2 protein-coding genes and 1 pseudogene are annotated in these 12,827 nt (G+C 73.3%); 2 read left to right on the forward strand and 1 reads right to left on the reverse strand.

Features of this window, described 5'->3' with window-relative positions:
* Positions 1-34 precede the first annotated feature (34 nt).
* Positions 35-9,793, reverse strand: a pseudogene (locus tag ABD256_RS10660) (type I polyketide synthase); the annotation flags it as partial.
* Between the two features lie 179 nt (positions 9,794-9,972).
* Between ABD256_RS10660 and ABD256_RS10665 the strand changes: the two are divergent.
* Together ABD256_RS10665 and ABD256_RS10670 are read left to right on the forward strand one after the other, a co-directional pair.
* Entirely contained in the window at positions 9,973-11,193 is a 1,221-nt protein-coding gene (locus tag ABD256_RS10665; protein ID WP_344416263.1) for a macrolide family glycosyltransferase, read from the forward strand.
* Positions 11,190-12,389: a macrolide family glycosyltransferase gene (locus ABD256_RS10670; protein WP_344416265.1), complete on the forward strand. Its 1,200-nt coding sequence runs from the start codon at positions 11,190-11,192 to the stop codon at positions 12,387-12,389. Before ABD256_RS10665 ends, ABD256_RS10670 begins: the two co-directional genes overlap by 4 nt.
* Positions 12,390-12,827 lie beyond the last annotated feature (438 nt).

Genomic DNA, 12,827 nt, shown 5'->3' on the forward strand with positions numbered 1-12,827 from the left:
TCTCGGGCGAGCACTCTTCGTGCCGGGGCCGCGGTCAGGACCTGCGAAGCTGGTTGTCGATGAAGTCGAAGATCTCGTCGTCGCTGGCCGATCCCAGCTGCTCGGTCGCGCTGCCCGCGCCCCGCTCCGAGGACCGGTCGACCGTCCGGAGGAGCATCCGAAGTCGTTCAGCGATCCGGCTCCTTTCGGCCTCGTCGAGGTCGGCGGTCGCCATCGCCTCCTCGAACTGGTCGAGCCCGGAGTCCGGGGTGGCCGATGGCAGCAGCAGCTCGTGCAGGTGTGCGGCCAGCGCGGCGACCGTCGGGTGGTCGAACACCAGGGTCGGAGGCAGTGCCAGCCCGGTGCGCCGCCCGAGGTCGTTGCGCAGGTCGACGGCGGTCAGCGAGTCGAACCCCAGCTCACGGAACGCCTTGTCGGCGTCCAGGGCCTCACTCTCGTCGTAACGTAGGACAGCGGCCGCTTGGGTACTCACCAGTCGAACTAGGAATTCTTCTCGGTCCGCGCGGGTTAGGCTCCCCAGCTCCGCGAGCAGGTCGCCGGGTGCCGCTTCGGCCGCCACCGGTCCGGTTCCCGCCGCCTCCGGGATGGTCCCGATCAGCGGGCGGGCGCGCGCCAGTGTGTAGATCGGCGCGAACCGGGCCCAGTCGACGTCGGCGACCGCGAGGAAGGTCTCGTCCGCCTCCACCGCGGCGCCGAGCACGTCCATGGCCAGCGCGGGGTCCATCGGCCGCACGCCCTGGCGCTCCAGGTTCGCCGCGGCCGCCGGCTCGGCGGCGAGGCCGACTTCGCCCCACGCTCCCCACGCGATCGACAGCCCGTGCTCGCCCCTGGCGCGGCGCGCGGCGGCGAACCCGTCGAGGAAGCCGTTGGCCGCGGCGTAGGCGCCCTGTCCCGCGCTGCCCCACACCCCGGCGTTCGAGGAGAACACCACGAACTCCAGTCCCGGCCCGAAGACCGCTTCCAGGTTCTGCGCGCCGAGCACCTTCGGGCCGCACACCCGTGCCCAGGATCCGAGGTCCGCTTCGAGCACCGGCGCGTCGTCCACCGCGCCCGAGGCGTGGTAGACCGACCCGACCCGGACGCCGTCGGCGGCCAGCCCCGCGCTCAGCCGCTCGACCGCCGCGCGGTCGGCGACGTCGCAGGCCAGCACCTCGGCGCGCGCGCCCCTTTCGGCGAGCCGCGCGAGGAGTGCTTCGACGCCGGAGGCTTCCCGGCCCGACCGGCTCACCAGCACCAGCTCGGTTTCGCCCGCTTCGGCGAGCCACTCGGCCAGCCGCGCGCCGATCCCGCCGGTACCCCCGCTGACCAGCACCGCGCCGTCACCGGTGGCGCGTTTCCGCAGGCCGCCGGATTCCCCGGCGGTGTCCCGGGTCAGCCGCCTGCCGAAGAGCTTGCCGTCGCGGATCGCGAGCTGGTCCTCTTCGCCCGCCGACGCGAGGACCCCGGCCAGCAGGCGCGCGGTCTCGTCGCCGAACCCGGCAGGGAGGTCCACCGTGCCCGCCCACCGGTCGGGCTGTTCGAGGCCGATCACCCTGCCCAGCGCCCAGTCCCCGGAGCGCTCGGGCAGCACCGCGTCACCGAACTCGGCGACGGCCTGGCGCGTCACGTTCCAGACCGGCGCGGTGGTCCCCAGTTCGGCCAGCGCGCGCACCAGCAGCGCCGAGAGCCACCACGACCTCGCCACCCCGTGGTCCAGCCAGCCGCGTTCCTCGGTGAGCGTGGAGATCACCCGGTCGAACCGGCCCGCCGCCTTGATCAACGCCGCCAGCCCGGACGCGGTCACGTCGGCCGCCACCGGAACCACGGCCAGTTCGCCCGCGTGCCCGGCGCGGAGCGCGGCGGTCACGGACCCGGTCCACGCCGGGTCCCCGTCGGCGGGCACGACCAGAAGCCACCGGCCCGTGTCCGCGGCGCGGGGGGCTTCCCGCGGCGCCCAGGTGATCCGGTAGCGCCAGTCGCGGGTGACCCCCTCGGCGCGCCTGCCGTTCCACCAGCTCGCCAGCCTCGGCAGCACCTCCGGCCACGCGTTGTCCTCAGTGGACTGACCGTCGACGAGTTTCGCCAGCAGGTCCGCGTCGCCGCTTTCCACCGCGGTCCAGAAATCCGCCGCCGCACCGGCGCCGGCCGGCTCGGGCACCGCTTCGGGCCAGTAGTCGCGCCGGTCGAAGGCGTAGGTGGGCAGCGGGACCCTGGCCGCGCCGTCGAACGACACGCTCCAGTCGACGTCGACGCCGCGGACCCAGACCTCGCCGAGCGAACGCAGGAACCGGTCCAGCCCGCCGTCGCCGCGGCGCAGCGAGCCGACCACGACCCCGGTGCCCACGACCTCTTCCACGCTCATCGTCAGCACCGGGTGCGGGCTCAGCTCGACGAAGCAGCCGTGCCCGCCGCGCGCGAGATCCTCGACGCCGGGTCCGAACCGGACCGGGTCGCGCAGGTTGCGGAACCAGTACCCGGCGTCCAGTTCGGGTCCTTCGACCAGCGCGCCGAGCACGGTGGAGTGGAACGCGACCGTCGCGCGGCGCGGGCTCAGCCCGTCCAGCGCGGCCACCAGGTCGTCCCGCACGGCGTCCACATAGGACGAATGCGAGGCGTAGTCGACGGGCACCCACCGGGAGCGCAGGTTCCGCTCGGCACACCACGACACGACGCGTTCGAGCGCCGGAACCTCGCCGGAGAGCACGACGGCCGACGGCCCGTTCACCGCCGCGACGCCGACCCCGTCCCCGAGCACGGGGGCGAGCGCCTCCTCCGACGCGAGCACGGAGAGCATCCCGCCGCCCGACGGCAGCGCGCGGATCAGCCGCGAGCGGGCGACCGCCACGCCCAGCGCTTCGGACAGCGTGAGGACACCGGCCACGCACGCGGCGGCGACCTCGCCCTGCGAGTGCCCGAGCACCGCGTCCGGGAGCACGCCGTGGTGCTGCCACACCCGCGCGAGCGAGATCATCATCGCGCACAGCGCGGGCTGCACCACGTCCACGCGGTCGAGCAGCTCCGCCGCCGCACTGCCCTCTTCGGCCGTCACGACCTCGCGCAGCGACCAGTCCACGAGGCCGTCCAGCACGGCCGCGCATTCGGACATCGCCTCGGCGAACACCGGCGACTCGGCCCACAGGCGCCCGCCCATGCCGACCCACTGCGCACCCTGGCCGGGGAAGACGAACACGGTGCGGCCGGGCCCGCCAGGGACCGCCCGTCCCGTGACGACGCCGGTGGCCTCCGCTTCGAGCGCGGTCAGTTCGGCCTCGAAGTCCGCCGCGTTCGCGCCCACCAGCACGGCCCTGTCTTCGAACGTGGCGCGGGCGGTGAGCGAAAAGCCGGTGTCGGCGGGGTTTCCGGGAAGCCCGGTCAACGCGGTGAGCTGCCCGCGCAGCGCCCTGGTGCCCCGTGCCGAGACGATCCAGGGCACGAAACCGGTCGGCGGCGTGCGCTCCGGCACCGGCTTCGGCGGCGCCTGCTCGACGATGACGTGCGCGTTCGTGCCGCTCACGCCGAACGCCGAGACACCCGCCCGGCGCGGCCGGTCCGCCTCGGGCCACGCGCGCTCCGCGGTGGCCAGTTCGACCGCGCCCGCCGTCCAGTCCACTTCGGACGAAGGACGGTCGGCGTGCAGCGTCGGCGGCACCACGCCGTGACGCATCGCCTCGATGACCTTGATCAGGCCGGCGGCGCCCGCCGCGGCCTGGGTGTGCCCGATGTTCGACTTCACCGAACCGAGCAGCAGCGGGTGCGCCCGGTCCTGGCCGTAGGTGGCCAGCAGCGCCTGCGCCTCCACCGGGTCACCGAGCTTGGTGCCCGTGCCGTGCGCCTCGACGACGTCCACATCGGACGGTGCGAGCCCGGCACCGGCCAGCGCGCGCCGGATCACCCGCTGCTGCGAAGGCCCGTTCGGCGCGGTCAGCCCGTTCGACGCGCCGTCGGAGTTGATCGCGGTGCCCCGCACCACGGCGAGCACCTCGTGCCCGAGCCGCTCGGCGTCGGCGAGGCGTTCCACGGCGAGCACGCCGACGCCCTCGCCCCACGCGGTGCCGTCGGCCCCGTCCCCGAACGCCTTGCACCGGCCGTCGGGGGAAAGCCCGCCCTGGCGCTCGAACTCGGCGAACATGGCCTCGGTGGCCATGATGGTGGCCCCGCCCGCGAGCGCGAGCGAGCACTCGCCGGAGCGCAGCGCCTGCACCGCGAGGTGCAGTGCGACCAAAGAGGACGAACACGCCGTGTCGACCGACACCGACGGGCCTTCGAAACCGAACAGGTAGGAGACCCGGCCGGACAGCACCGAGGCCGCGTTCCCGGTCGCCAGCAGCCCTTCCACCTCGGGCAGGTTCTTCGTGCGCTCCGCGTAGTCGTGCAGGCTGGACCCGATGAACACCCCGGTGTCCGAGCCGCGCAGCGCCCGCGGGTCGGCACCGGCGGTTTCCAGTGCCTCCCAGGCACATTCCAGCACCAGGCGCTGCTGCGGGTCCATGGCCAGTGCTTCCCTCGGCGAGATGCCGAAGAACGCGGCGTCGAACCCGGCCACATCGGTCAGGAACCCGCCGATGCCGCGGCTCCACCCTCGACCGGGCGGGGTCCTGCCCATCACGTCGACGCCGCCCGCGACGACGTCCCACAGCGCCGCGGGCGAATCGACACCGCCGCCGAACCGGCAGCCCATCCCGACGACGGCGAGCGTTTCGTCCTCAGTGGACTGTCGCACCGCGACGGACGGTGCGTCGTTCGTTTCCCCCGTGCACAGGCGGACCAGCTCGGCCGCCAGCGCGCGCGGGGTCGGGAAGTCGAACACGGCGGTCGCGGGCAGGCGCACGCCGGCCGCGGCGCCGAGCCGGTTGCGGAGGTCGACGGCGGTCAGCGAGTCGAACCCGAAGTCGCGGAAGGCGCGGTCGGGTTCGAGGGTGTCGGATCCCGCCCTGCCGAGCACGGCCGAAGCCTGCGCGTTCACCACTTCCAGCAGTGCGTCCAGCCGGTCCGCCGGCGCGAGCGCGACGATCCGGTCCGCCAGCGCGGCCCGGTCACCACCCGCACGCCCGCCTGCCCGCCGCACCTTGGTACCGACGAGTGCCCGGAGCACGGCGGGGACGAGCACGCCCGGCTCACGCCACGCGCCGAGGTCGAGCCTGGCCGGAACGGCGTGCGCCACCCCGGCGGCGCACACGGCGTCGAACAGCCGGAGCGTTTCCTCCGCCGCCATCGGCACCAGCCCGGAGCGGGTGCCGCGGTCCAGTTCGGCATCGCTGAGCCTGCCCGCCATGCCGCCCTTGAGCGCCGACAGGCCCCAAGCCAGTGACACCGCGGGAAGGCCGTCCCGCACGCGCCGCTCGGCGAGCGCGTCCAGGAACGCGTTGGCCGCGGTGTAGCTCGCCTGCCCGGCGCCGCCGAGCACCCCGGCGACCGAGGAGAACAGCACGAAGGCGCTCAGGCCCATGCCCTCGGTCAGTTCGTGCAGCGCCACCGCGGTGTCCACCTTGGCGGTGAACACGCGGCCGACCTGATCGGCGGTCACCGACGCGAGCAGGCCGTCGTCCACCACGGCCGCGGTGTGCACGATCCCGCGCACCGGGTACTCGGCGAGCACCTTCGCCAGCGCCTCGCGATCGGAGACGTCGACGGCGAGCGGGAGCAGCCCGTCGCCGAGTCCGGCCGCGCCGGGGGCGTCCTTCCCCCGCCTGCTCAGCAGCAGCACGCGATCGACACCGTGCCGGTCGAGCAGGTGCCTGGCGATGAGCCCGCCGAGCCCGGTCGCCGAGCCGGTGACCAGCACCGTGCCCTCGAAGCGGGCCGGTCCGGACGGTTCCGGGCGCACCCGTGCCAGCCTCGGCACCACGGCGCGGCCGTCCACCGCCCGCACCTGCGGCTCACCCGCGGCGACGGCCGCCAGCAGCGCGTCTTCCGCGCCCTGCCCGAAGTCCACCAGCGCCAGGCGGCCGGGGTGCTCGGCCTGGACCGAGCGGACGAAGCCCCCTACCGCGGCGGCCGCGGGATCGGTCGCCGCGCCGCGAGTCACGATCACCAGCCTGCGGTCGGAGTCCTCGTTTTCGGCGAGCCAGGTCCGCACGGTGTCGAGCACGCGGAGCACGAGCGCGCGTGCCCGTTCGTGCACGGGCAGCGTCGTGTCGGGCGCGAACGGCGCGAGCACGAGCGGAGCGTCCGAATCGGACAGCCGGACACCGCCGAACCGGCCGCCGAAGCCGAACTCGTCCTCACCGAGCAGGCAGGCCGCGGCGGTCGCGGTGGCGGTCGACGGCACCCAGTCGAGGCCGTACCACGAATCGTCCTCAGTGGAGGATCGAAGCAGGTCCCCGGTCGCGGGCCGCAGCCGCAGCGACTCCACGGACACCACCGGCTGACCGGCGGAGTCGGCGAGCCGGATCGCCAGCTCGTCCCCGGCGGGGAAGGAAATGCGGCAGCGCAACGAGGACGCACCGGTGGCGTGCAACACGATCCCGCGCCACGCGAACGGCAGCAGCGGACCGTCCACAGCGGACTCCGCGAAACCAGCCGCGGACAGCGCGGCGTCGAGCAGCGCGGGGTGGAGCACAAACGACTCGGCTTCTTCCCCTGCCTCGATCTCGGCGTAAACGTCCCCGCCGGCGCGCCACACCGAGCGCAGCGCTTCGGGCAGGGGCTCGTTCACCGGGACCGCTCCAGCGGGCGGCCACGCCGTGAGTTCCTCACCACCGTCCACCACCACGGCCCCGGCGAAACCGGAAGCGTTTCGGGTCCACGGGAACGCGTCCTCGGCCGATTCCGGTCGCGAGTGGACGGTCAGGGGCCGCCTGCCCGCGTCGTCGGCGGGGCCGAGCAGCACCCGCAGCGCGATGTCCCCGCGCGCGGGCAGCACCAGCGGCTCGTGCATGGTCAGCTCGCCGACCGCGGTGGCGCCGACCTGCTCGGCCGCGCGCAACGCCAGTTCCACGAAGGTGCTGCCGGGCACCACGGCGGCACCGAGCACCTCGTGCCCGGCGAGCCACGGCTCCGCGTCGGCGGAAAGCTTGCCGGTGAACAGGAACCCGTCGCCGTCGCCGAGCGCGATCGACGCGGTGAGCAACGGGTGGCCGGTCCTGGCCAGCCCCGGGGGCAGCGCGGCCTCGCCCGGCCTGCCAGGGGTGCTGAGCCAGTACCGCCGCCGCTGGAAGGCGTAGGTCGGCAGGCTCGCGGCGGTGGTCCCGGCGGGGAAGGCCGCCGCCCAGTCGACGTCGACACCGCGGACGTACGCCTCGGCGAGCGAGATGAGGAACCGGTCGAGCCCGCCGTCGTCACGGCGCAGCGAGCCGACCACGACCGCTTCGGCACCGGCATCGTCCACAATGTCCTGCACCGCGGCCGTCAGCACCGGGCGCGCGCCCAGTTCGACGAAGGAGTCGAACCCGGCATCGACGAGTTTGCGGATCCCCGGCGCGAACCGCACCGGTTCGCGCAGGTTCCGGTACCAGTACCCGGCGCCGAGCTGAGCGCCATCCACCTCTTCTACGTCCACAGTGGAATAGAACGGAATCTCGGTGGCACGCGGGCTGATCCCGTCGAACACCGTCAGCAGGTCTTCGCGCAGCGGCTCGACCCGAGCCGAATGCGACGCGTAGTCGATCGGCACGCGGCGCGCGCGGATCCCCTTCGCTTCCCACCTTTCCTTCAGCCGCGCGAGTTCGTCGACGGCACCGGCGACGACCACCGCGGACGGGCCGTTCAGCGCGGCGATCGTCACCCCGCCACCGGCCAGATCCTGTTCCACAACGGACTCCGGCGCGGCGACCGAGAGCAGTCCGCTGTCCCTGCCGAGCTTTTCCAGCTCGCGGCAGCGCAGCGCGACGATCTTGGCGGCGTCTTCGAGCGAAAGCGCGCCCGCGACGTGGGCCGCGGCGATCTCGCCCTGGCTGTGCCCGATGACCGCGGACGGCCGGACGCCGTAGGACTGCCACAGCGCGGCGAGTGAAACCATCACCGCGAACAGCGCGGGCTGCACGGTGCCGTCGTGGTCGAGCGCGGGTGCCGAAGGCTCTTCCCGCAGCACCGCGCGAAGCGACCAGCCGACGTACGGCGACAGGGCCGCCTCGCACGCCTCGATGCGCTCGGCGAAGACCGGTGACGAGTCCAGCAGTTCCCGCGCCATGCCCGCCCATTGCGCGCCCTGGCCGGGGAAGACGAACGCGACCTTGCCGGAAAGATCGGCCACACCCGTGGCCAGCGTCGCCGAGGGCTCACCGGACTCCAGCGCGCGAAGCGCGGTGTCGTGCTCGCCGACCAGCACCGCGCGGCAGGCGAACGGGGTCCTGGTGGTGGCCAGCGCGTACCCCGCCCGAACCGGGCCGGTCAGCCCGCGGAGCCGGGAAGCCTGCTCCCGCAACGCTTGTTCGTTCGTCGCGGTGATCACCCACGGCGCGATCCCGGCGGATGGCTCCTCCGGCGCCGCTTCGGTGGCCGCCTCTTCCAGGATCACGTGTGCGTTCGTGCCGCTGGCCCCGAACGACGAGATCGCCGCGCGGCGCGGCTCGTCGCCCGCCGGCCACGGCTCCGCCTCGGTCAGCAGTCGCACCCCGCCCGCCGACCAGTCGGCCTCGGGCGTGGGGTGCTCGGCGTGCAGCGTCTTCGGCATCGTTTCGTGCCGTAGCGCCATGATCATCTTGATCAGACCGCCGATCCCGGACGCCGCCTGCGTGTGCCCGATGTTGGACTTCAGCGTGCCCAGCCGCAGCGCGGGCCGCTGCCCGCGCTGCACGCCGTAGGTGGCCAGCAACGCCCGCGCCTCGATCGGATCGCCGAGCGGCGTCCCCGTGCCGTGCGCCTCCACGACGTCGACCTGTTCCGCGGCCAGCCGCGCGTCCTCCAGCGCCTGGCCGATCACCCGCTGCTGCGCGGACGCCGACGGCGCGGTCAGGCCGTTGCTGGCGCCGTCCGAGTTGATCGCCGAGCCGCGCACCACCGCGAGCACGCGGTGGCCGTTGCGGACCGCGTCGGAAAGCCGTTCGAGCACCACGAGCCCGGCGCCCTCGCTCCACCCCGCGCCCGATGCCTCCGCGGAGAACGCGCGGCACCGGCCGTCCGGCGAAAGCCCGCGCTGACGGCTGAACTCGATGAACGCCCCGACGGTGGGCATCACGGTCACGCCACCGGCGAGCGCGAGCCCACAGTCGCCGTCGCGCAGCGCGCGGCAGGCCAGGTGCAGCGCGACGAGCGAGGTCGAGCACATCGTGTCGACCGAGACCGCGGGGCCTTCCAGCCCGAGCGTGTAGGCGATCCGCCCGGACAGCACGCCGACCGCGCCGCCGGTCAGCCCGTAGCCTTCGAGATCGGGGGTCCAGTCCGGCGAACCGAGGCCGTACAGCGACGACGGCGCGCCCGCGAACACCCCGGTGCCGCTGCCCCGGAGCGCGTGCGGCGCGATCCCGGCCCGCTCGATCGCCTCCCACGCCACTTCGAGCAGCAGGCGCTGCTGCGGGTCCATGGCCAGCGCCTCACGGGGGCTGATGCCGAAGAACTCGGCGTCGAAGTCGCCCGCGCCGGACAGGAACCCGCCGTGCTTGATGTAGAACGACCCCTCGCGCCCGGGGTCCGGGTGGTAGAGCCCGTCGATGTCCCAGCCGCGGTCGGCGGGGAACTCGGTGATGGCGTCACGGCCTTCGGCGACGAGATCCCACAGATCGTCCGGGCTCTCCACGCCGCCGGGGTAGCGGCACGCCATGCCGACCACCGCGATCGGCTCGTGCCCACGCTCCTCCGCCGCGCGCAGCTGGCGCCGCGCCTGACGAAGCTCGGTGGTGACCCACTTGAGGTTCTCGACGAGCTCGTCTTCCTTAGCCACTTCAGGCGTCACCCACTTCGTCATCCGCACGAGGGCAGTCGAGCCTGAAGGTAGGTCCGATCCCGCTCGGGTTGGACCTAGTCGAAGTGGGGAATTCACTCGAATCCGCGCGGCTATACTCCCGCCGCCGCGGGCTCTAGTGCTTCTCCTAGCACCCGGTCGGGAACGATTCGCACATGGCCGGGCCACAGGTGCTGTTCTTGCTCTACCCCGCTTTCGGGCACACGCTGCCGATGCTGCCGATCATCCGCGAGACGGTGCGAAGCGGTTGCCGCGTGACGGCGACCACCGGCTCCGGCTTCGAGGAGCGCGTGCGCGCGGCGGGCGCGGAGACGACTGCCCGCTACACCACGCCACTGTCCACTTCGGCCCCGCCGGACAAGCTGACCAGTGACGAACTGGCCGATCGGACGCTGCGCTACCTGCACGAGACCCTCGGCGTGACCCCGGTGATCGAGGCGGCCTGCCCGGAGCCGCCGGACCTCGTCGTCTACGACACCACGTTGTGGGCGCCGTCCCGCGTGCTCGCGGCCGCATGGCGGCGGCCGTCGGTGCAGGTCATCCCGACCTTCGCGTCCAACGAAAAGTTCTCCCTCGGCGACAAGCTCGCGGAGCTGGCCCCGCCGATCGACCCGGAGCACCCGTCGATCCGGCAGTTCGGCGAGGACCTCGCCGCGCACGCCGAGGCGCACGGGCTGCCGAGGGAGATCCTCGGCGAGGTGATGGCGGGCAAGGACGTGCTCAACGTCGTGACGATCACGCGTGAGTTCCAGATGCACGGCGACACCTTCGACGACGACCACCTGTTCGTCGGCCCCGAGGTGCCCGGCGAGGTGGGCCCGGACGCGTGGCGGCCCCCGGAAGGCACCACCCGCACGGCGCTGATCTCGCTCGGCACCACGGTCAACGAGCACCCCGAGCTGTTCAAGCGGTGCGCCGAAGCGTTCGCCGGGACCGACTGGCACGTCGTGCTGACGCTGGGCGACCGCATCACCCCCGGAGAGCTGGGCGAGCTGCCGCCGAACGTCGAGGTGCACCCGTGGGTTCCGCACGGCGAGGTGCTGCGGCACGCGTCGGTGTTCGTGTGCCAGGGCGGGATGGGCAGCGTGCAGGAGTCGCTGGCGCACAGCACGCCGATGGTGGTCATCCCGCACCACCCCGAGCAGCAGGCGAACGCCGACCGGATCGCGGAGCTGGGGCTCGGCGTGTGGCTCGACCGCGCGACGGTGTCCGCGGACCGGATCCGCGCCGCGGTCAGCGAGGTCGCCGACGACGACCACATCGACGAGCAGGCCGGCCTGATGCGGGACCACATCGCCCGCGCGGGCGGCGCCGCCGTCGCGGCGCGGCGGATCCACCGGCTCGCGGACGCTTCGAGGAAGGACCCCCACCGGTGACCACCCACATCGCGCTCTGCGCCATCCCCGGCTACGGCCACGTGCAACCGATCCTGGACGTGGTCGGCGAGCTGACCGCGCGCGGGAACCGCGTCACGGTCGCGTCCACCGACCAGTTCGGCGCGCCGCTCGAAGCCGCCGGCGCCGAGGTCATCCGCTACGGCGCGACCAGGGAGGGCGCCACCGACGCCAACTCGATCGCGGACGCGCTCGCCGGGTTCTCCTCGTGCGCGGACCCGATCGCGCCGATCCGCGCGAAACTGCTCGACGACAAGCCGGACGTGCTCGGCTTCGACTCCACGATGTGGCTCGCCGGCAGGCTTCTCTCCGCCCCGCTCGCCCGCCCGACGCTGCAGCTTTCGCCGTGCTTCGTCTCGAACGAGCACTTCTCGCTGCCCGAACGCGTCGGGGAGTACGCCGCACGCGAAGCGGCACTGGAGTCCACTGTGGACTCTGGTGGTCCCGCCGAAGAGCCGATCGACATCGTCGCCGAGGTCAAGGCGCTGCTGAAGGCCGAGGGCATCACCACCGGCCTCGAAGAGTTCGTCAGCGACGCCCGCGACCGCAAACTCGTCTTCATCCCCAGGGAGTTCCAGTACGCCGGCGACACCTTCGACGACCGGCACGCCTTCGTCGGCCCCTGCCTCGGCCCCCGGCGGCTCGCGGGCCAGTGGTCCCCGCCGGACAACGGCCACCCCGTGCTGCTGGTCTCCCTCGGCACCTCCACCTTCAACGACCAGCCCGGTTTCTTCCGCTCGTGCGCGCGGGCGTTCGCGGGCCTGCCGTGGAACCTGGTGCTCACCCTCGGCGGCGGCACCGACCCGGCCACCCTCGGCCCGCTCCCCCCGAACGTTCAAGCGCACCAATGGCTTCCGCACCCCGCCGTACTCGACCACGCGCGCGCTTTCGTCACCTCCGCCGGCATGGGCAGCATCATGGAGTCGCTGTCCCGCGACACCCCCGTCGTCGGGGTCCCGCACCACGGCGAGCAGGAGGTCAACACCGACCGCATCCTCGAACTGGGCCTCGGCGGCAAGATCGCGCGCCAGGACGTCACCGCGGAAAGCGTCCGCGACACCGTCCTCGCCGTCGCCGAAGACACCGCCATCGCCGACCGCGTGCACACCATGAGCGAACACTTCGCCCGCGCGGGCGGCCACCGCCAAGCCGCCGACGAAATCCTGAACATGGCCTGACCCACGCGCCACACCGAGCCGGAACGCCCGCACCGCCCTGAAAGCGCCTCTGCGGGCGAGGCCGCTCATGCCCCGAAGGCCACCATCGGGGCATCTGACACCCCAATCCCGCCCCTCGCAGCGCGCGACATGACGACGTCCATGCCCTGAAGGTGACCTTCGCGGCCTCAGATTCCCCGAAGGTCACCTTCAGGGACCCCAGCGGCTCCACGCTCCGCTACCCAACTCACCGGATCGACGCACACATCATCACCGCGACCTCCGGGAACCCGAACGCCCCGAACTCCACCCCTCCTAAGAACTCGCGCCGCCCCAACAGAGACCCCACATGCCCCGAAAGGGCCCTTGAGCGAATCTGACGCCGCGAAGGGCACCTTCAGGGCATCAGCACCCCTCAGGCGAAGCGAGCGAGGGGCGAGATCGCGGCCTCAGATTCCC

Origin of the sequence: Amycolatopsis minnesotensis (assembly GCF_039529815.1) — a bacterium.
GTDB classification, from domain to species: Bacteria; Actinomycetota; Actinomycetes; order Mycobacteriales; family Pseudonocardiaceae; genus Amycolatopsis; species Amycolatopsis minnesotensis.

Coding starts and splice junctions, on each gene's coding strand:
- ABD256_RS10665 (WP_344416263.1), top strand. CDS start 9,973: ATGGCCGGGCCACAGGTGCTGTTCTTGCTCTACCCCGCTTTCGGGCAC.